The 20970-nt window shown below is 62.4% G+C and carries 18 protein-coding genes and 1 pseudogene; 4 read left to right on the top strand and 15 right to left on the bottom strand.

Annotated features, from left to right (window positions below; translation table 11 throughout):
• Positions 1–22: 22 nt before the first annotated feature.
• Together HMPREF9697_RS13115 and alr are read right to left on the bottom strand one after the other, a co-directional pair.
• Complete coding sequence (locus HMPREF9697_RS13115) at positions 23–1282, bottom strand: D-amino acid dehydrogenase (RefSeq protein WP_002717713.1); 1260 nt, start codon at positions 1280–1282, stop codon at positions 23–25.
• On the bottom strand, positions 1279–2430 hold the full coding sequence (gene alr / locus HMPREF9697_RS13120; protein ID WP_002717714.1) for an alanine racemase: 1152 nt from the start codon (positions 2428–2430) through the stop codon (positions 1279–1281). Before alr ends, HMPREF9697_RS13115 begins: the two co-directional genes overlap by 4 nt.
• Before the next feature lie 165 nt (positions 2431–2595).
• Here alr and HMPREF9697_RS13125 point away from each other — a divergent pair, with 165 nt between their 5' ends.
• The gene (locus HMPREF9697_RS13125; RefSeq protein WP_002717715.1) at positions 2596–3072 is read left to right on the top strand and encodes an Lrp/AsnC family transcriptional regulator; all 477 of its coding nucleotides are present in this window, start codon (positions 2596–2598) and stop codon (positions 3070–3072) included.
• Between the two features lie 3 nt (positions 3073–3075).
• Here HMPREF9697_RS13125 and HMPREF9697_RS13130 read toward each other — a convergent pair whose 3' ends face one another.
• The 9 genes and pseudogenes from HMPREF9697_RS13130 to HMPREF9697_RS13170 all read right to left on the bottom strand — a co-directional run bounded on the left by HMPREF9697_RS13130 (position 3076) and on the right by HMPREF9697_RS13170 (position 14136).
• Complete coding sequence (locus HMPREF9697_RS13130) at positions 3076–3867, bottom strand: sulfite exporter TauE/SafE family protein (RefSeq protein ID WP_002717716.1); 792 nt, start codon at positions 3865–3867, stop codon at positions 3076–3078.
• Between the two features lie 37 nt (positions 3868–3904).
• A pseudogene (locus HMPREF9697_RS13135) lies at positions 3905–4774 on the bottom strand (MBL fold metallo-hydrolase); the annotation flags it as partial.
• A gap of 115 nt (positions 4775–4889) precedes the next feature.
• Positions 4890–6386, bottom strand: coding sequence for an aminotransferase class V-fold PLP-dependent enzyme (locus HMPREF9697_RS13140; protein WP_002717718.1), 1497 nt, complete (start codon positions 6384–6386; stop codon positions 4890–4892).
• A 304-nt stretch (positions 6387–6690) separates the two neighbouring features.
• On the bottom strand, positions 6691–8118 hold the full coding sequence (locus HMPREF9697_RS13145) for a sodium:solute symporter family protein (protein WP_002717719.1): 1428 nt from the start codon (positions 8116–8118) through the stop codon (positions 6691–6693).
• A 262-nt stretch (positions 8119–8380) separates the two neighbouring features.
• Positions 8381–10183: a gamma-glutamyltransferase family protein gene (locus tag HMPREF9697_RS13150; RefSeq protein WP_002717720.1), complete on the bottom strand. Its 1803-nt coding sequence runs from the start codon at positions 10181–10183 to the stop codon at positions 8381–8383.
• A gap of 65 nt (positions 10184–10248) precedes the next feature.
• On the bottom strand, positions 10249–11751 hold the full coding sequence (locus HMPREF9697_RS13155; RefSeq protein ID WP_002717721.1) for a class I adenylate-forming enzyme family protein: 1503 nt from the start codon (positions 11749–11751) through the stop codon (positions 10249–10251).
• On the bottom strand, positions 11748–12653 hold the full coding sequence (locus HMPREF9697_RS13160; RefSeq protein WP_002717722.1) for a VOC family protein: 906 nt from the start codon (positions 12651–12653) through the stop codon (positions 11748–11750). The genes HMPREF9697_RS13155 and HMPREF9697_RS13160 overlap by 4 nt, the downstream gene beginning before the upstream one ends.
• Positions 12654–12666: 13 nt before the next feature.
• Positions 12667–13095 (bottom strand): PaaI family thioesterase, encoded by a 429-nt coding sequence (locus tag HMPREF9697_RS13165; protein ID WP_002717723.1) that lies wholly within the window; start codon positions 13093–13095, stop codon positions 12667–12669.
• A 36-nt stretch (positions 13096–13131) separates the two neighbouring features.
• A complete protein-coding gene (locus tag HMPREF9697_RS13170) occupies positions 13132–14136 on the bottom strand; it encodes a zinc-binding dehydrogenase (protein WP_488225859.1) in 1005 nt (334 codons plus the stop codon).
• A gap of 215 nt (positions 14137–14351) precedes the next feature.
• On the opposite strand from HMPREF9697_RS13170, the gene HMPREF9697_RS13175 reads away from it, so the two are divergent.
• Positions 14352–15092 carry a GntR family transcriptional regulator gene (locus tag HMPREF9697_RS13175; RefSeq protein ID WP_002717725.1) on the top strand — a complete coding sequence of 247 codons (741 nt, stop codon included), beginning with the start codon at positions 14352–14354 and terminating at the stop codon, positions 15090–15092.
• A 68-nt stretch (positions 15093–15160) separates the two neighbouring features.
• On the opposite strand, the gene HMPREF9697_RS13180 is transcribed toward HMPREF9697_RS13175, so the two are convergent.
• Positions 15161–16534, bottom strand: coding sequence for a UbiD family decarboxylase (locus HMPREF9697_RS13180; RefSeq protein WP_002717726.1), 1374 nt, complete (start codon positions 16532–16534; stop codon positions 15161–15163).
• A 120-nt stretch (positions 16535–16654) separates the two neighbouring features.
• On the opposite strand from HMPREF9697_RS13180, the gene HMPREF9697_RS13185 reads away from it, so the two are divergent.
• Positions 16655–17563, top strand: a complete 909-nt coding sequence (locus HMPREF9697_RS13185; protein WP_002717727.1) for a LysR family transcriptional regulator — start codon at positions 16655–16657, stop codon at positions 17561–17563.
• Between the two features lie 116 nt (positions 17564–17679).
• Positions 17680–18339: a UbiX family flavin prenyltransferase gene (locus HMPREF9697_RS13190; protein WP_002717728.1), complete on the top strand. Its 660-nt coding sequence runs from the start codon at positions 17680–17682 to the stop codon at positions 18337–18339.
• Here HMPREF9697_RS13190 and HMPREF9697_RS13195 read toward each other — a convergent pair.
• From HMPREF9697_RS13195 to HMPREF9697_RS13205, 3 genes are all read right to left on the bottom strand, one after another.
• Positions 18257–18709: a MaoC family dehydratase gene (locus HMPREF9697_RS13195; RefSeq protein WP_002717729.1), complete on the bottom strand. Its 453-nt coding sequence runs from the start codon at positions 18707–18709 to the stop codon at positions 18257–18259. The genes HMPREF9697_RS13190 and HMPREF9697_RS13195 overlap by 83 nt on opposite strands.
• 13 nt (positions 18710–18722) lie before the next feature.
• Positions 18723–20099, bottom strand: a complete 1377-nt coding sequence (locus tag HMPREF9697_RS13200) for an MFS transporter (protein ID WP_002717730.1) — start codon at positions 20097–20099, stop codon at positions 18723–18725.
• A 74-nt stretch (positions 20100–20173) separates the two neighbouring features.
• Positions 20174–20959: an enoyl-CoA hydratase/isomerase family protein gene (locus tag HMPREF9697_RS13205; protein ID WP_002717731.1), complete on the bottom strand. Its 786-nt coding sequence runs from the start codon at positions 20957–20959 to the stop codon at positions 20174–20176.
• Between the last annotated feature and the right edge of the window lie 11 nt (positions 20960–20970).

A 20970-nucleotide genomic window follows, 5' to 3' on the forward strand; every position in this document is an offset into this window, starting at 1 on the left:
CAGTTTATGAAAATGCGGGGGCCTAGCCGTGCCCGTAGCGCGTGTACGACAATCCCTCGACCGGAATATCGGTCCGGTGCCCGGTGATCTGGTCGGCGACGATTTTTCCAGCGCCGCACGCCATGGTCCATCCAAGCGTACCGTGTCCGGTGTTGAGAACGAGATTGTCAAGATGCGTCGCGCCGATCACCGGCGGGCCGTCCGGCGTCATCGGCCGCAATCCGCTCCAGAACAGCGCGCGGGATACGTCGCCGCCTTCAGGGAACAGATCGCCGAGCGAACGGTCGAGCGGCAGGCGTCGCTCCGGCCGCAGCGTCACCTGATAGCTGCCGACCTCGGCGGTGCCGCCGACACGGATGCGATCGCCGAGTCGCGTGATCGCAACCTTGTAGGTTTCGTCCATCACGGTCGATTCCGGCGCGGCGGCGGCGTCCACGATCGGCACGGTGAGCGAATATCCCTTCACCGGATAGACCGGAATGTCGATGCCGAGCGGTCGCAGCAGCAGAGGCGAGAAGCTGCCGAGCGCGACGACGTATCGGTCTGCCGTGAACACGCCCTTGTCGGTCGTGACCTGCGCAACGGAGCCGCCGGCGACCTCGATGGACTTAATCGTAGTGTCGTAGACGGTCTTGACGCCGAGACCGGCGGCGATCTTCGCAAGACCGTCGGTGAACATATAGCAATCGCCGGTCTCGTCCTCCGGCAGACGCAAGCCGCCGACGAAAGGCTCGCGCGCACGCGCGAGCCCCGGCTCGACGTTCACGCACCCCGCGCGATCGAGAACCTCGTAAGGCACGCCATACTGCCGCAACACTTCGATGTCGCCACCGATGGCATCGAGCTGCGCCTGCTTGCGGAAGAGCTGCAACGTGCCCTGGCTGCGTTCGTCATAAGCGAGCCCCTCGTCGCGCCGCAGGATACGTAGGCAGTCGCGGCTGTATTCGGCGATGCCGACCATGCGCGACTTGTTCACGGCGTAGCGCGCCGACGTGCAGTTGCGCAGCATCTGCAGCATCCAGCGCCACATCGCAGGATCCCATTGCGGGCGAACGACGAGCGGACCGTATTTGTCCATCATCCAGCGCACCGCCTTGACCGGCACGCCCGGTCCGGCCCACGGCGAGGCATACCCCGGCGAGATCTCGCCGGCATTGCCGAAGCTCGTCTCCAATCCCGGACCGGACTGACGATCCAGCATCGTCACGTCGCAACCAAGCTTCGCCAAATAATAGGACGTCGTCACCCCGATGACGCCGGCGCCCAGAACCAGAACTCTCATTGTAGGCTGTCCTCAAGCAGGGCGGACGGCACGTTCTCCTCCGCTCCCAGATAAATCCGCTGATAACGCGAGCCGAGCCCGGTCAGCACTTCATAACCAATAGTCCCCGCAGCTGCGGCGAGATCATCGACCGGCTGATAATCGCCGATCACCTCGACTTCCGAGTCCGGACCGATACGTCCCGGGGCGACGGCGCTCGCATCGATCACGATGCTGTCCATCGAGACGCGTCCCACCACCGGCAGGCGCAGACCTTCGAAGAACACCGCGCCATTCTTGCCCCACGCGCGATGAAAACCGTCGGCATAGCCGATCGAGAGCGTGGCGAGACGCATCGCACTCTCAGCGCGATAGTCCCAGCCATAGCCGCTGCAATCACCCGGCTGCACGTCGCGAAGTTGAATCACCCTCGCCGCGAGTTTCACCACGCCCTGCATCGGGTTGGCTCCCGCGGAATTCGGATTAACGCCGTAGAGTGCTGCACCGGGACGGGCGAGACTGAAATGATATTCGGGCCCAAGGAAAATCCCGGATGAATTCGCGAACGACCGCGGCACCTCGGGAAACAAAGCTGCGAGCCGCTTGAAGGCTGCCAGTTGCATCGCGTTGGCTTCATGCTCCGGCATATCGGCGCAGGCCAGATGACTCATAACGTAGCGCAGATCAAACGCGCCCGTCCGCGCGTGCGTATCGGCGAGGATTGCGGCATCCTTCGCTGGCAGGCCCAGCCGGTTCATGCCGGAATCGACCTGGATCACGGCAGGCAGCGACCGCTTGAGCTGATGCGCGCATGCGGCCCACGCCTCGGCCTGCTCCAGCGAATTGAGTACCGGAACGAGACCGCTTGCGGCGCAATCCCGCGCAGCCCCGCGCGGCAACCCGTTGAGAATGTAGATTGCGGCCGTGCGCGGCAGGTAGGGCCGCAGCGCCACGCCCTCGTCGAGATGCGCGACAAAGAAATGGCGGCATCCTTCCGCGAACAGCGCCCGCGCGACATAGGAGGCCCCGAGCCCATAGGCATTGGCCTTCACCACGCCCGAACACAGCGCAGGAACGCGAAGCCGGGAGCGCAGAAAGCGGTAGTTCGCCCGGACGGCCCGCAGATCGACTGTTAGCGTCGCTCCTCCGAACTGGCCGTGATGGGTCACTTGCGCCTCGCCTGCACATTTTCTGACATGTTTAGGCAGGGTATCAGCGCATTTCTGGCGGAACCCGGCTAATATTACTCGAAAATTCGCAATCTACGCAGGATAAATGCTGATACTATGGGTTTAGCGGCATAATCGAGCAAAATTTAAACGAGGAACGGCAAAATGGCCTTTGAACCAACCGACATGGACCTGAAAATCATGCGCGAACTGGTCAAGGACGCCCGGATCAGCCATGTCCTGCTCTCCGAGCGGGTCGGCCTGTCCCCGACCGCCTGCGCGCGCCGCCTCCAGCAGCTCGAGCAGTCCGGCGTGATCCGCGGCTACTCCGCAGACATCGACGCCGCCGGCCTCGGTTTCATGATGACCGTCCTGGTTCACATCACGCTCGACCGCCAGAGCGAGGACGCGCTGACGCGGTTCGAAAAGGAGATCGAGAGGTGCCCGGACGTGGTGTCGTGCCATCTGATGTCGGGCAGCGACGACTATCTCGTTCAGGTCCAGGCCCGCGACATGGCCGACTATGAGCGCATCCACAAACAACATCTGTCGCGGATGCCCGGCGTCTCGCGTCTGCACTCCAGTTTCGCGATGCGTGCCGTGGTCCAGCGCAACGTGTCGCCTGCGGTGTTGAACGGCTGACCCTTACCCTGGCCAGCCGATCAGCGCGTGGCCGCTGTGATACAGCACATAGGCCGCGACGATCAGCACGATCGCGGAGAACACGTAGCGCAGCAGATTCTTGCCGCGCGACAGATGGTTCGCCAGCAGCATGCCGAACAGGCCGCCGACAATGCCACCCGCAATGAAGTAGCCGGCCACCGACCAGTCGACATATCCGGACCATGCATAATTCAGCGCCGTGGCAAGGCCGAAACAGCCGACCGCGAACAACGACGACCCGACGGCGTGAATCATCGGAATGCCCGTGGCCAGCACGAGCCCCGGCACGATCAGAAATCCGCCGCCGATACCGAAAAAGCCGGAGGCCGCGCCAACAACAAAGGCAACCGCGATCACACCCGAGCACGTTTTCAGATCGGTCTCGCGCTCGCATGTGCCATCGGGCTGCGTCGGACGCAGCATGGCCAGCCCCACCGCCACCATAGCGAGGCCAAAGAAGAACAGCAGACGCTGTCCGTCGATGACCTTGCCGATGCTGGAGCCTGCGAAGGCGCCGAGCGTCCCGGCTGCTGCGAACATGCCCGCATAGAGCCACCGCACATTGCCCGCGCGCGCATGACCCGCGAGCGCAACGAAGGCGTTGACTGCAACCGCGAGCGCGCCTGTGCCGATCGCAACATGCGGCTGCGCCACGCCGACGACATAGAGCAGCAGCGGCGTCGCGAGAATCGAGCCGCCGCCTCCGATCAGCCCGAGCGAAAAGCCGACCGCGCCGCCTGACGCCAGCGCCGGTGCAAATGCTATGGCCGTCATGGCTTGCTCGCTTTGCTCAAGATGGCGACGCCGCCGATCAGCCCCATGACACCTCTCCGAACGCATCGAGAGGAATTTTCACGTAACGCTTGCCGTTGTTTTCGGGATCGGGCAGCCGGCCGCCGCGGACGTTGACCTGCAGCGCATGCAGAATGAGCTTCGGCATCGGCAGTGTCCGATCCCGCGCTTCGCGCAGCGCGACGTAGTTTTCCTCGGTCATCCCGGCGACATGCGGATTGAGCGCCTTCTGTTGCGCGACCGTGCTTTCCCACAACGGTTCGCGACCTCCGGGCTGATAGTCATGTCCCGTGAAGATCCGGGTTTCGTCGGGAAGCGCCAGAATGTCCTGGATCGAAGACCACAGCTTCACGGCGCTGCCGCCCGGAAAATCCGCGCGCGCCGTTCCGCTGTCCGGCATGAACAGCGTGTCGTGCACGAAGGCCGCGTCGCCGATCACGTAGGTGATCGAGGCCAGCGTATGCCCCGGCGAGAACAGCACATGCCCCTCAATGTCACCGACATTGAAGCGATCGCCGTGAGCGAACAGGCGATCCCATTGCGAGCCGTCGGTCGCAAGATTGGGGAGATTGTAGATGCCCTTCCACAGTCGCTGCACGTCGACGACGCGTTCGCCGATCGCCGTCGGCGCGCCGGTCTTCTTCTTCAGATACTGGGCGGCGGAAAAATGATCGGCGTGCGGATGGGTGTCGAGAATCGACGTCAGCTTCAGCCCGTGCTCGGCGACATAGGCCAGCATCGCATCGGCGTTACGGGTCGCGACCGAGCCCGACTTCTCGTCGTAATCGAGCACCGGATCGATAATCACGCATTCCTTGCTGCGCGGATCCGACACCACATACTGAACGCTCCATGTGCGCGGATCGAAGAACGCCTTGACATCGGGCTTTCCCGAATTGAGAGCCGTCATCTCTTCTCCATTCTCTATTTGCACGCGCGCGACATCGCCCGGCCTCACGGCCGGTTGCGCCTTCGTGCAGCACCCTTGGCGGGCGAATGCCCGATTAACTTGCTTCTGAGAAAACCTGTGTTTCTGCGTTGCGCGGAAAGAAGATCGCCCGGCTGACATCGACCGAGTAGCGATCCACGAAGGCGGTCGCATCGCTGGCCAGCTGGGCAACCGATTCGATGATGAAATTCACCTTGTCGTCCGGCAGCAAGACGCTGAAGTTGAGGCGGGTAAAGCCCGGCTTGCGGATCTCGTCGCCCTCAGCGATGACCTGACGCAACGCGCGCGATTCCGCATCGTCGATGTGCAGCAGGCGATGGACATAAGGCCCCGCACAGGCGCAGCCGCCACGCGTCTGAATGCCGAAGCGGTCGCTCAGCATGCGTGTCACTAGTTGCTGGTGGATATATCCGCCGTTGCCGTCCTTGATGCGGAAGGAGAAGATCGGAAGGCTTTCGGCCTGCGTGTTGCCGAGAAGCTCAAGACGTTCGAGACCGCTCCACGCCGCGAGAGCACGCGCGCGAACTTCGGCGTTGCGCTTCGCCGCCGTATCATTGCCGATGGCTTCCTTGACGAGGAAGGCGAGCGCCGCACGGATATCGCCCACCACATTCGGCGTTCCGCTTTCCTCACGCACTTCGAGGCTGTCGCTGTAATCGTGTTCGGTCGGCGTGACGAACTTCACCGTGCCGCCGCCCGGCCATGTCGGCTTCTTCACGTCGACCGCATCGCGTCGCACGATCAGAATGCCCGACGCCGCAGGACCGCCGATGAACTTGTGCGGCGACACCACCACCGCGTCGATCAGCGCGCCGGGAGCAGGCTCCATCGCGATCGGCAGATAGGGGCCCGCACCCGCATAATCCCAAACCATCTTGGCGCCGGTCGCCTTCACCCGCTTCGTCAGACCACCGACGTCGGCGATGATGCCGGTGACGTTCGAGGCCGCGGACAGCGCGCAAATGACAAGACGTCCGCTGGCGCCCGCGAGCGCGGCATCGAGCTCATCGAGATTCGGGCCGCCCGATGCGGCTTCCGCGATCTCGACGATTTCCGCGCCGCTTTCGCGCCAGGGAAGAATATTCGAATGATGTTCATAGGGCCCGATCACGATGCGGGGGCGTTCGCCCGCAGCCATGGCGGCGTTGACCCCGAGCAGATTCACGAGGCGGTTGAGACCGGAGGTTGCACCGGAGCCCGTGAAGATCACGGCATGATCGGCGTTCGCGCCACAGCAGGCCGCGACGGTCTCTCGCGCGGCGCGGCGGAAGCCGGTCATCGCACCGCCACAGAAGGACGCCTCGGTGTGGCTGTTGGCGTAGTACGGCAGCACATTCGACAGGATGAACTGCTCGACGCTCATCAGCGCGCGCCCCGACGCAACATAGTCGGCATAGACAAGCCGCTTCAGACCGAACGGACCGACGATATTGACGTCCTTGCCGATCAGATCGGACGCCATGCGCTGAAGGTGATCCGGCGTGGCGAGCCCCGTTTTGAAATCGTCCAGCAGCTTGCGTGCGTGCAGATAATGGGGGCTGACCATGGCCATTCGATAACTCCGAGAATTAAAGCGTTTGACTTGTGCCCGCCTTGGTGGGGCACTTTCGATGAAGGGAAACGGAAGCGAATTCGGTGTCACATCGGCGGCTACTGCCGCTCAGCTTCCGAACCTCCGACGGCCCGCCAGGGCCTCACCCGTCCTGCGCCGGTTTCCACGTCGGAAGCGAACTTTCCGACATCCCGCTCCGGCATCTTTTTTGGCTTCATTTTTCTCAGGGACTTCATTCATCATTCCACCTTGCGAACGGGCCAGGGCGTCACGCGTGTAACGTCCCGGCCCGCACGTACTCACGTCATCCGTTACCCGTCGTGGAGCTGCTGGCCGGCGCGACGGCCGGAGCGGCTTCAGGGGTTCCCTTGAAAAGGTTGCTGAGGGTCATCACCACGAGCGGCACCGCCAGCGCGACATAGGCGTTGTCGATCCCAAAGGGGTTGCCCATCATGAACCAGGCGATGGTTGCGATCAGCGACATGATGATGCTCAGGAACGCACCGCCCTTGCTGCCGAACGCCGGCATGTAGAACACGAACAGCACCAGCACCGAGAGCGAGGCACGCAGCGCCTTGCCGAGGAAGGTCATCGACAGGACGTTTGGCGTGTAGATCGCGAGAATGATCGGCAACAGGCCCATCACGATGGTCGCGGCGCGGATGAACATCAGCGAATTCTTCTCACTCGGATTCTTGACGATCATGCCGGCATAGAAGTCCTTGTAGAGAAGCGTCGCGGTCGCCACCGAGAACGCGGCGAGCGATCCGAACAGCGATGCCGCAAGGCCCGCCGCCACCACGCCGGCCATCACACCGTCCATCTTCGAGATCAGGACCGAGAAGGCCTTGATCGACGGGATGTTCGGATACAGCGCGAGCGAGCACATGCCGACCATCGCGGTGATGATGCCGAACGGCACCAGGAACGCCGCCGTCGAGAAGCTCGCAATCTTCGCGCTGCGGGCATCGTCGGTCGTGTTGATCGCCTGGATGACGTACTGCGTGGAGAACGTCGCACCCATACCGGCGATGAACCAGGCCAGGATCTGGCTCCAGCCGACATGCGTCCAGTTGAACATCTCCGGCGGAAGCTTGGCGTGAAGCGCTGACAGGCCGCCGACCTGAGTGAGGCCGAAATACAGCGCAACGCCGATGCCTACATACTTGGCGATGGAGTGGACGATGTTGGTGTAGACCACCGACTTCATGCCGCCCATGAAGACGTAGAGCACGGACACCACGCCGCAGATGACGATGGCCATGGTGCGGTCGATTGCGAGCAGCGCGCTGAGGATCGTTCCACCACCCGCGTAAATCGCAACGGCGACGATCTCGAGCGCGAAGATCATCACGAGCGAGGTCGCAAGCTTGGTGTTACGTCCGTAGACGTCGTTGAGAATCGCCGAGATCGTGTTGTGGCCCGAGCTCTTGTATTTTCCGGCGAGGAAGAAGCCGTAGAAAATGAAGCCCGCCGCGAGTGCCGTGATGTTCCACGACGCGGAGATACCGTGCTTGAAGGCTTCCTGCGCAGTACCCACGCTGGCCGACGTGCCGATGAATTCGGACATCAGCATCATGCCGACCAGAATGGCCGGGACGCCGGTTCGGCCGGTCGTGCCCGAAGTAAAAGTGTTCGCTGTTTTGACGGAACGCTGGATGATCGATGTGACGATTCCCAGTCCGACGATATAGACCGCAACAATTGCTAGCGCGACGTAATTGGCATGCATCTCAGTCCCCTCACTGTCAGATTCGGATGGATGGCCCCTGTGTCGCTTACCGCGACATCTTAAACATGTTTAAATGGAGTTGTCATGCACTCTAACGCGTTCATCGACATTTTTAAGCCCTGCCATTTCCATTTACGGTGCTATGGTAGGGGTAAAACGGTGGCGCGGTAGCCTGCAGCAGAATGATAGCGATTAAACCGACGTCATCGTCTCTCTCCTTCACTTCGGCAGGCACTGATCCATTCAGCGCCTGATCATGTTTTCATCGCCCAGCCGCATAAGCCTGCATGCCACGCGGATTGGCCGCGGCGCGAAGCCAGCCATCGTCTCCGCGGGAAGCCGCCGTCAGGCGACCTTCCGACCAGTCGTCGCCCACCTCGACAATATGTCCGCGCGCGCGCAGATCCTTGACCACCTCGGGCGCGACGCGCCCCTCGAGAACAAGAACGCCGGGCCGCGCCAAACGGGGCCAGAACGACGCCGGGAAATGTTCAGTGTGCCAGGCCGGCGCATCGATCGCCTGCTGCAGATTATAGCCGGCGTGGATATGGCGAAGCAGAAGCTGCGTCGCCCACTGATCCTGCTGATCGCCACCCGGCGTGCCCCAAGCGAGATACGGCTTGCCGTCACGCATCGCGAAAGTCGGCGACAGAGTCGAGCGCGGACGCTTGCCTGGCTGCAGCGAGGCCGGATGTTCCTCGTCCAACCAGAACATCTGCGCACGTGTACCGAGGCACAGGCCGAGTTCCGGAATGATCGGCGATGACTGCAACCAGCCGCCCGACGGCGTCACCGAGATCATGTTGCCGTCGCGGTCGATGATGTCGAAATGCACGGTGTCGCCGCGCTCGGCGCTGATCTTTCCAACCGTCGGCTCGCCGGTTCCGAAAGCGGACACCGCCTCGCGTGAGTTGCCTTCACGCATGCCGATGGCCTTGCCGAACCCTGGAATGGTGCCAGGCAGAAGCTCCATCGACGCCTTGTCGGTAATCTGCTTGCGCCGTTCGGCGTTGTAGGAATCCGACAGAAGCTGCGCGACCGGGATCTCGCTGAATTTCGGATCGCCGTAGAACACGTCGCGGTCGGCAAACGCGAGCTTGGCGCACTCGACCTGCAAATGGATGAACTCCGCACCGCACGGATCGAGCTTGTCGAGATCGTAACCCTTCAACAGCGCAAGCTGCTGCAACAACACCAGTCCCTGGGTCCAGGGACCGGCCTTGTAAACCGTGTAGTTGCGGTAGTCGTAGCTGATCGGCGCTTCGACCGACGCGCTCCAGCCCGCCATGTCCTGTCCGGTGAGCAGGCCGCGATGCGGCGTGCCGGAGGAATCCATCACGTCGTTGTTGCGGCAGAATGCGTCGATCGCCTCGGCGATGAAGCCCTGCGACCAGACCTTGCGGGCACGCTCGATCTGCGCATCGCGATTTCCGCCGGCGGATTTCGTCTCGCTGAGAACACGTGCATAGGTGTCGGCGAGCTTCTCGTTGCGGAAAATCTCGCCCGCCTTCGGAATTGAACCATTCGGCAGATAAAGCGCTGCCGAGGTGTGCCAGTGCTCGCGGAACAGATTCTCGACCGTCGCGATGGTCTCGCAGATGCGCGACACCAGTGGATAGCCGTTCCTCGCGTAGCTGATCGCGGGCGCGAGCACGTCCTCGACCGACATGGTGCCGTAATCGCGCAGCAGCAGCATGTAGGCGTCGAATGAACCCGGGATACAGGCCGCGAGCAGGCCGGAACCCGGCACGAGATCGAGGCCCATATCCCGGAAACGGTCGATGGTCGCGGCGGCCGGCGCCGGACCCTGACCGCAGATCACCTGCGGCTGCTTTTTGCGCACGTCGTAAATCAAGATCGGCACGTCGCCGCCGGGGCCATTCAAATGAGGCTCGACCACCTGCAGCACGAAGGCCACCGCAATGCCCGCATCGAACGCGTTGCCGCCACGCTCGAGAATCCCCATGCCGACCGCGGTCGCGATCCAGTGCGTCGTCGCAACGACGCCGAACGAACCCGTAATCTCGGGCCGCGTCGAGAAGCTGGTATCAAACGAGGTCGTCATGCGGTTTAGGCTCCCATCTCTTCTTATTGTGACGATGCCCCGCCGTCACCGGCGGGGCATCACATTCAGTTCTTTTCGGTATTCGACAACTCTCTCGCACGGTTCGCAAGCAAAGCCCGATCGATCTTGTTCGTTGAGGCGAGTGGAAACTCATCGATGAACCAGATCGAGCGCGGATGCTGATACGCGGCACCATTCTCCAGCGCGAAGGCCTTGAGGCCGCCGACATCAACCTTGGCGCCCGGCGCCAGACGGACGAATGCAACCGGCTTCTTGCCCTTGAGCTGATCGTCGATCGGCACAACGCAAGCCTGCATCACGTCCGGATGGGCTTCGAGCATCCGCTCCACTTCGCCGGGGAAGATATTCTCGCCGCCGCTGACGAACATGTCGTCGGCCCGGCCGATGAAGTAATAGAACCCATCGGCATCACGATGGAACACGTCGCCGGTGTTGTAATAACCGTCCTTGGTGAACGGCACCGGAATGTCCGGCCGGTTGTGGTAGCCGTTCATCATCGCAGGCGAGCGAATCTGGAGAACGCCCTCGTCCGTCTCCGCGCCTTTGGCGTCGACGATCCGAAGATCCACGCCGCGATGCTTGTAGCCGAGCGAAAGCAGCGGCGTCGGCTTGCCATCCGGATGGGGACCAAACACCACCGGGCTGCCTTCGGTCGTGCCGTAAGCATTCAGCACACGCGCGTGCGGCATGACGCGATGGATTTCGTCGAGCAAAGCCTCGCTGGCGGGCGCCGAGCCCATGCGCAGACTTTGCACAGACGACAGGTCGGCCGTCGCCATCGCCTTCTTGTCGTCGAGCATCATGGCGATCATCGGCGGCACCGATGTCAGCCAGGTGCATTTGAAGCGGCTGATCGCATCGACATAGGCCTGCACCTTGAACTGCGGCATCAGCACCATGCTGGAGTGACCGGCCAGCACGAGATGCGACAGAGCCAGCGCGTTCATGTGGTAGAGCGGCGCAGCGACCAGAGCGCGGTCGTTCTCGACGGCACGATCCGCAAGCCGCGTTTCGACCACCCAGCGCTGCGAGTCGTGGGACAGGATCACGCCCTTCGGACGCCCGGTCGACCCGGACGTATAAAGGAAGGTCGCGGGCTCGTCCTTCTCGGGAATCACAGCCTCGAACGGACCGGGATCGACGAAAGCGGGGAAGTCCGGCTTGTCGAAATTCACCACCTCGACATTGTCGGGAACAACCGAGCGACGCTCCTCGTCACAGAAGACGAGAGGGGCGCCTGAGTCTTTGATGATGTAGTCGACGATGTTGCGCGGCAGGCGATGATTGATCGGCACCGACACGAAGCCGGCCCGCATGATGCCGAAATGCGCGGCAAGACAATCCGAACTGTTCGCGGACAGGATCGCAACCCGATCTCCGCGCTTGTAGCCGCGCTTCGTCAGAGCACGGGCAATGCCATCGGCAAGCGCATCGAGCGCTGCGTAGGTGACTTCCCGGCTGTTAGTACCATCGAAATCGATGATCGCGATCTTGTCCATCGAACGCGAGCGATCGATCAATGCTCCAAGATTAGGTGAAAGTGTCATACCAAGCTCACATTCGTTGCAAGAAATTCGATCGCCACCCCAAAGCACTCCGATGCGGGGAGCAACGAACAGGACTTGTCAATGTCGACCAGTTTTTGCGCGAGGCTCGGCTGCATCGCAGCCTTCAGCGCGGAAATGGACGCCACGCCAATGCCCATCACGGCGACCTTCGTCTTGCCCGATCCCGGGTCGGCATGACCGTGATAAAGATTGTCGAGGCGCTTGCGCGAAACAAAATCCACCCGCGTGCCCCGGCTCCACACCCGCGCATCGGGATCGGGCCGCAGCCCCAACACCCGCGTCAAGGATTGAGCCTGCGCATCGAAATCGTCAGCGACGATGGCGAGGCGCTTCAGGCTATGCGCGGAATTGTGATGCGACATGAACGCACGATGCCAGACCAGATGAGGGGTCTGGTGCTCGCAGAAGTAAAGCCGCGAAGCCGAGAAATAGCCGGGATCGAGATGCACCGTCCGGAAGCGCGCCTCATCGGCCACGCCTTCGATCACCACTTCACGACTGAACGACTTCGGCTCGAGCACGGGCAGCTTTGCCGCACGCAGCCGGGCCGCAGTCACGTCGATATCGTCGCTTCCATAGACGAGGCCGTTGAGACCGACCGGCCAGTCCAGCAATTCCTTGCGCGGATTCGGATTCGAAGGATCGAGGCCGATCAGCTCAAGATAATTGGTGCCGAACACGATGAGGTTATTCATCGAGCCGAGCGTATGGTAGCTCCGCGGCGTGACATTGAACCCGAGCGCCCTGAACAGCTGTTCGCCGGCGTCGAGATCGTAGTGGAGATTGAGGACGGCGTGATCGAACACGCCCTCGCGCTGCAATGATGCGGCGGCCGAAACCGCCGCATCAGTCGCTTGGCCTTCATTGACGGGGACCGTCACGATGGCCTCCCGATCAGCCCTTGGGAGGAGCAGGGGGAGCAGTCAGGTAAACGCCGCGGCCACTGGCCAGCAGCTTTCCGTCCTTGTCGTAGACGCTCGCCTCGGCGACCGAGAACTGACCGCCCATCTTGACGATGCGGCCCTTGGCCGTGAGATCGCCCGGCATCGCAGCGCGATGATAGTCGACCCGCATGTCGATGGTCGGTACGCCGCGCCCGGTGTGGGACACGAGCGCCCAGTCCGCCGTGAGGTCGACGAGTGCAGCAAGGATGCCGCCGTGCGTGTAGCGACGCTCGGGGTTCACCACCCACTCTTCGCGCCACGTCGCGGTCAGCTCGATACCTTCTTCATCGACCTTCTGGACCTTGATACCCAGCCACTGATGGAAGGGACCTTTGGTGAGCATCGCCTCGACGGCGGCCGGCGTCAGTTTTTCTGCCATTTTCTTATCCTTTGCGTTTCCTTTAAGTGACCGGGATCAAGGCGTGATAACGACCTTGCCCAACACTTCGCGGTTCTCGATGAGCCGAAGGCCCTCAACCGCCTTGTCGAGCGGCAGCACCTTGTCGACGACCGGGCGCAGCTTCTTCTCCGCGATCAGCTTCATCAGATCGGCGAGGTTGTCGTCGTAGAAGCTGTTCGAACCGATGATCTGCAGCTCGAAGCTCCAGACGTAGCGCAGATCCTCCTTCGGATCGTGACCGGCGGTCGCGCCGCAGACCAGCAGCTTGCCGCCGCGCTTGAGGCAACGCAAGGACGGAACCCAAGTGTCGCCGCCGGTGAAGTTGATGACGACGTCGACGCCGCCCTCATAGTTGCGGCGCTGCGGCTTGCCGTACTTCTCGATCGCCCACTTGGAGAAATCGACATCCTTGTAGTTGATGACTTCGTCGGCGCCGAGATCGCGCAGGCGCTGCATCTTGTCCGCGCCGCCGGCGCAGGCGATGACTTCAGCGCCGAGATGCTTGGCGAGCAGAACGCAGCCCGTGCCGACGCCACCCGAAGCGCCCAGCACCAGAACCCGGTCACCCTTCTTGATGGTGTTGTGGGTGATGATCATGCGGTGCGCGGTGCCGTAGGCCACCGGCAGCGAGGCCGCTTCCTCATAGGTCACGCCGTCCGGCATGTGGATGAGCTGTTCGGCGTCGACCAGGCAGTATTCCGCCATGCCGCCGTCCATCATCTCGCCGAGAAGACCCTTCTTCTTGTTGAGCGGATTGACGAGAACGCGATCACCCTTCTTCCAGCCGCTAACGCCTTCGCCGATTTCGGTGATTTCGCCGGCCATGTCGAGGCCGATGACAACCGGAAGCGGGACCTTGATGCCCGGCATGCCGCGCACGGTGAAGACGTCATGATAGTTGAACGATGATGCCTTGACGCGGATGACGACGTGGCCGGCTACGGCCTTCGGCACGGGCTTGTCGTTGACAATCTTCAGATTGTCCAAGGTGCCGTGGGCGTCGAGGACCAGGGCGCGCATAGTTGCAGACATCAAATAACCTCCCATTGATATGTTCAAAACCGATTTTATAGATGTCTAAGCAAGGGCTGTCTAGCTGACAATGGCCTTTTGGTGCGACAAACGGTATCTGCGGGCCTTTCAGGCATCCTGATTAAATCTTGGGCGGTCTCCTGATCCATTTCTTGACATTTTCAAACCTTCCGAATCTATCTAGATTCAACCAGGAGGAATACATGGGACATGTAGTTTCGCTTCCGGAGTCGCCTGAGACAAAAACCAAGACCGGCGTGCGGCAAAGCGATATCGCCTTCGACACTATTCATAAGGCCATCGTGCGCTGCGAACTGATGCCCGGTTCAATCGTCACTGAGGTCGACCTCGCCAATCAATTCAACTTCGGGAGGGCCGCGGCCAGGGCTGCGGTGGATCGCCTGTCGTTGATCGGCCTGCTCCAGCCGGTGCGCCGCCAGGGCTATCGGGTCAAGCCGATCACGCTGCGCGACTTGAACGACCTGTTTCAGCTTCGTGAGATCGTCGAGGTCGCGTGCGTCAGGCTCGCCGCCGGACGCGTGGATTCCGCGGACCTGCATCGCCTGGACCGGCTGTGCCGCGCCGACTACCAGCCCGGCAACAAGGAAAGCGAAGCCAACTTTCTGCAGCGAAACAGCGATTTCCATCTGAGCATTGCGGCCGCGACCGGTAACGACCGGCTCGTCTCCGTTCTGAAGCAGACGCTGATGGAGCTTGAGCGGATGTTTCACTTCGGTCTGTCGTTGCGCGACCGTGGCAGCGAGATGCATTCCGAACATAAATCGATCATCGATGCGTTGGCCGAAGGCGATGCCGAAACCGCCGAGCGGGTGACTGTCGATCAGGTCCGGTCCTCCCGCGCGATGGTTCTGGATGCCTTGCTGTCGAGCACGTCGCTGCTCGATGTGAAGATCGGCGTCCCCCACGAAAGCCAGCTGGCCTGAAAACTGCCGGGCAGCCGGAAAGCCATCGAGGCTTCCGGCTGCACGCTCGCGATGCTCTGGCTGCGTTGTCAGAATTTCACGTGCGCCTTTGGATCGAGCACGGCATCGAGATTGATCTCCTGCTCACCGGGCACCCGGATGCGCTTGTACTTCATCTCCGGCGAATTGACCGGGATGGTGGCATCGAGACCCATCTTGGCGCCGACACCCTCGTTGGTCGACGGATCGAGCTTCGACCCCTGACTGTCCGGGATGACAACGAGGTCGCGATCCGCCTGAAAGCGCGTCGCAACTGCCCATTCCACTTCGCGCGGATTGTGGATGTCGACATCCATGTCGACGACAACCGCATGCTTGATGTCGTAGTGCGCAGCGAATGCCGCGAGCAGCACGTTCTTGCCCTGACCTTCCTGCGTCTTGTCGAGCTTGACGTAGAGGTGATAGCGGCCGACGCCGCCGAGCGCGAGATGCACATCCTTGACGTCGGGAAAGCTCGCCCGCATCGCCGCCAGGATGGTGGCCTCACGCGGAATCGCGCCGAGCAGCAGATGCTCCAGCCCGCCACCGACGATGGTGTGAAACAGCGGATCGCGGCGATGCGTGATCGCATCAATCTCGATGACATGCCGCTCCGCGCGCTCGCCGTAATATTGCGGAAACTCGCCGAATGGCCCTTCCAGTTCGCGCGTCTTCGGCAGAATCCGCCCTTCCAGAACGATCTCGGCATCGGCCGGCACGCGAACGTTGTTGGTCACGCATTTGACGACATCAAGCGGCGCACCCTTCAGGGCACCGGCAATTTCCAGTTCGTCATGATCGATCGGCACGATCGCCTGGCTCGCGAGCAGGCAGGCCGGCTCGACGCCGACCACAATCGCGATCTCGAGCGGCTTTCCGGCCTTCTCCGCCTTGCGATAGTAATGATGGGTATGGCGCGGCAGCAGCAGCACGCCGATGCGATTGGGTCCGCTGATCTGGCAACGGTGAATCGTGACATTCTGCACGCCGCTTTCGGGATCGCGGCTGATCAGAATGCCGGCAGTGATATAGGCGCCGCTGTCGTGCTCGTTGTGAATCGGCACCGGCAACTGCTTCAGGATGTCGACGTCGCGATGGACGACCTCCTGACAGGGAGCCTTTTTCAGTTCCTTCCATGCGAGCGGCTCGGCCGACGCCTTGCCGAAGCGGGACACCAGTTCGCCCGGCGCGATCCCGAGTGCCTCGGCCATCCAGTTCCGGTCGGAAACGATGCCGGAAACGACGGTGCCGTCCTGGCCGCCGGCCTTGGGGAACAGCGTCGCCTTGCGGCCGTCCATCCGGTTGGCGACACCGGCGATCTCGTGGCGCAGCGATAGGCCGGGCTTCGCGACCGCAAGGCGGTCCGTCCGCTGCAGGTGATCGAGCCACTCGCGCAGCGAAAGCGCATGATTAGGATAGTCCATCGGTGGCTCTCCCCCGTTTTTGTTGAAGTATTTGGCGCACTCTACGCACGGGTGATATAAAAAGAAGTAAGAAATCATGATGCCCATTATCAGCAGTCATGATCGTATGGGTGTGCGTAAATGGATTTCCGCCAAATCAGCTACTTTGTCGCCTTGTACGAGGAAGGCAGCGTGACCCGGGCGGCGCAGCGCCTCAACGTGGTCCAGCCGGCGGTGTCGATGCAGATCGCCAAGCTGGAGCGCGATCTCAACCAGAAATTATTCGAACGTCTCTCCAAGGCGATGGTCCCGACGGTCGCGGGCCGCACTCTCTACCGGCTGGTCGTGCCGGTGCTGCGCGGGCTGACGCTGGCACGCGGACACATGGCGAAACTGTCGGGAGTGACATCAGGCCGCATCACGATCGGCATGCTGGCCTCGCTCGCCGTCAGCTTCGTGCCCGACATGCTGATCGCCTTCGCGAAAGATTATCCCGAGGTCGAAGTCGCCGTGGTCGACGGCTACAGTTCGACCTTCATCGATCTCGTCAACCAGGGCGCGCTCGACTTTGCGGTCATCAACAAGCCGCCGCGACGGCTGGGACTGAGCGTCGATCCGCTGGTCGAGGAGCGAATGGTTTACGTGACCGCAGCGGCCCGCAAGCAGACCGACGCCCCGATCGAGTTCGCCGAACTGCAACAGGCCCGGCTGATCCTGCCCTCGCAGCGCCACGGCCTGCGGACCGAACTCGACCGTCATTTCGGGGCGCGCGACGTGTCGCTCGACCTGCAACTGGAAATGGATTCGATCCAGGGCATCTGCGAAATCGTGGCGCGCAGCGACTGGTCGACGATCCTCCCGAGCCTCGGCGTCAGCCGGGGCATCGCCGACGGCCACCTCGCCGCCCGGGCCATCACCCCGCCGATGACCCGGCAACTCGCGATCATCCACCATCCGCGCCATCCGTTGACGCCCGCGGCCGACGCGTTCATCGAACGCCTCCGCGAGCACGTGGGGAAAGCGATCGACCGCGGTGATCACGGCGGATGATATGGCTGATAACGTGACCTTATTCGACGCCGCTGGGGAATGGCTCTAGCGTACAGACCAAAGGCAGGTCAGGAACGGCCCGCCAGGGACGAAACGGCAACCAGCAAGGGCATGGCATGACCGGACTTCCATTGATCGTCGGCATCTCCGGCGCCTCGGGCGTGATCTACGGCATCCGCATGCTGGAAGTGCTGCGCGATCTCGGCATCGAGACGCATCTCGTGATGTCACGCTCGGGCGAAGTGACCATCGCCCACGAGACCGACCGCAAGATCGCCGACATCAAGGCACTGGCGAGCCACGTGCATGCCCAGAGCGACATCGGCGCGGCGATCTCGTCGGGATCTTTCCGCACGCGCGGCATGATCGTGGCGCCATGCTCGATGAAATCGATGGCTGAAATCGCAACCGGGACCACCTCCGGCCTGCTGGCGCGCGCCGCCGACGTGGTGCTGAAGGAACGCCGCCGTCTGGTGCTGATGACGCGCGAGACGCCGCTGCACACCGGTCACCTGCGTTCGATGACGCAACTCTCCGAAATGGGCGCAATCATCGCCCCGCCGGTGCCCGCTTTCTATCCGCGCCCCGCGACCTTGGACGACATGATCGATCACACCGTCGGCCGCGTGCTCGACCTGTTCGACATCGACGCCAAACTGGTCCGCCGCTGGAAGGCGGACGAAGCTGCTGATATTACGCCGGGCGAACCGGCAGCTGAATCAGCGTCGAAAACCGCATCACCTCGCGGCCGTCCTGATTTGCGACGCTTGTCCTGACACGCACGGTGCCCCGGTCGGGCTTGCTGCGCGAACGCGTCAGTTCGACGATCTCGCGGCGCGCGCGCAGCACATCGCCGGGCCGCACCGGATGCAGCCAGCGCAGTTCGTCCACGCCGATGCCGAGCGCCGGTGTGCCGCCCCAGGGGTTCGTCTCGATATAGTCGCGCATCACCAAGGCGGCGACATACCAGCCGGTTGCGATCAGCCCACCGAACCGGCCCTGTGCCGCAGCGACGGGATCGATGTGCATCGGCTGCGGATCGTATTGCCGCGCGAAGGCGATGGCAGCGTCCTGCTCGATCGGAATCGGATGCCCCTCCCAATGGTCACCAACAGCAAGATCGTCGAGGTAGCGATCAGGATTCATCGCGATGTCCTGCTCAAGCCGATGCCGGCGCATCGGTTGCAACGGGCATGCGCTGCAACGTTTCAGGAATGATCGTCGCGCCGATCAGCAGCACAGCAGAGACCGTGCCGATGAAGACGGCCAGCGTTCCTGGCAATTCAGCCGGGCTGCCCGCGACCAGCGACACAACGGTCGGCATCATGCCGCCGATGGCGAAACCGATATTCCACGACAGCCCCGTGCCGCTGGCGCGAATGGCGGTGGGAAAGCGCTCATTCAAAAAGATCAGGATCGGGGCCAGCCCCATGCAGCCGAGCGCGCTCAACAGCACGGTATAGGTGCCGATGGCGAGCGGGGTACTGGCCGCGCCGAGTTGCATGTAAAGCCAGGGCGCGGCCACGATCTGCACCGCACCGACCAGCAGGAATGTGCGCTTGCGGCCGATCAGCGTGCTGAGATGTCCGGCTGTGGTGGATGCGATGATCACAGCCGTGCTGCCGAGCATCAGAATCGCGCCCGCCGTGCTGTTCGGCAATTGCGAGACGACCTTCAGGATGGTGGGAAGATAACCGGACGTGAGATAGTAGCTGCTGCCCCCGCCGATGGTGATCAGCAGATTGATGAGTAGCACGCGGCGATGCGGAGGCGAGAACAGCGTACGCAGAGGCGACGCCGCCGGCGCTTCCGAAACCACATGCCCCGCTTCGGCTGCACGCGCTTTCTGCGCGGCCAGTTGCTGCCACAACGGCGACTCCTCGAGCCGGGTGAAGATCACGAGACCGAGGATCGAGCTGACGATGCCGGTGAAGAACATGCAGCGCCAGCCCCATTCATTGAAGCTGTCGCCGGGAAACAACGTGGACATCGCGAAATAAGTAATAGACGCCAGCAGCGCGCCGATACCCGCGCCGCCGCCGCCGATCAGGCCGGACACCGCGCCCCGGTAGTAGGCTGGAACGGATTCGGTGCCGATGGTGTGCGTCGAGGCCACGACGCCGCCGACAAACACGCCCTGCACCAATCGCAGCAGCAGAAACAGGATCGGCGCAATCACTCCGGCCTGCGCGACGGTCGGCAGCAAGCCAAACGCGGCCGTCGCAATGCCGACGCCGGTCACCGCGATGACCATTGCGCCCTTGCGCCCGTTGCGATCCGCATACGAGCCAAACAACGCCGAGCCGAGCGGCCGCATCAGCAGCGTGACCGCAAAGGAGGCGTACACCGCAGCCAGCGAGAGCAAGGGATGATGGGATGGAAAGAACAGCTTACCCACGATCGGAGCGACATAGAGCAGCATGAACAGATCGAACAGATCCAGCGCCCAGCCGAAACAGGACGCGGTCACCGCGGTCAGAACCTGACGGTTGGAGGGCGCGGGCACCGTGGCAGAGACCTCTGTGACTCCCGACATGTTCAATTTCCCTTTGTCGTTCCGCTCATCGATGAAAGTGTCCGCGATCCTGCATGGATCGCGGACACTTTGAATCAGCGTCCCTTGAAGTCGGGCTCGCGCTTCTCGTGGAACGCCTTGACGCCCTCGGCGAAATCTTCCGACGAGCGAAGACGGCTGTAGCAATGACCCTCGAGTTCAATCGCGATGGCCAGCGTCGAGTCCTCGGTGTCGTTGAGCAGCTTCTTCGCGGTGCGCTGCGCGAGCGGCGAGAAGGTGACAAGCTCCTTCACCAGCGCGTCGGTCGCGGCTTCCAGTTCGCCGTCGGCGACGATCTCGGTCGCGATGCCCCAGTCGTAGGCCTGCTGGCCCTTGATGCGGCGCGAGCGCATGACGATGTCCTTGGTCCGCGTGATGCCGACGATCTTCTGCAGCCGCGCCGAACCACCCGAGCCCGGAATCTGGCCGAGCTTCTGCTCGGGCAATGCATATTGCGTGGTCTCGGTGACGAGGCGGAAATCGCAGGCCAGCGACAATTCAAATCCTACGCCGAAGCAATAACCGCGATTGGCGGCGATCACCGGCTTCGAGCAGCGCGCGGGCGCGGCAATATTCCAGGCGAGCTTGGAGACGTGCTCCGGCGAGGCTTCCAGGAAGCCCATGATGTATCCACCGGACGAGAAGTGCTTGCCGACCGCGCGTACCACGATCACGCGCACGCGGTCATCAGCATCGAGCGCCTCGAACACCGCCTTGAGCTGGTCGCGCTGCGCCATGCTGATGGTGTTGTACTCGCCGCGATCGAGAATGATGTCGCCGCGCTTCTGCTCAGCATCGATTTTGACGGTGAAGCCGTCGAGGTTGGAATAAGGATCGGTCATGCTTCGGTACC

The sequence above is a fragment of the Afipia felis ATCC 53690 genome, from assembly GCF_000314735.2.
GTDB classification, from domain to species: domain Bacteria; phylum Pseudomonadota; class Alphaproteobacteria; order Rhizobiales; family Xanthobacteraceae; genus Afipia; species Afipia felis.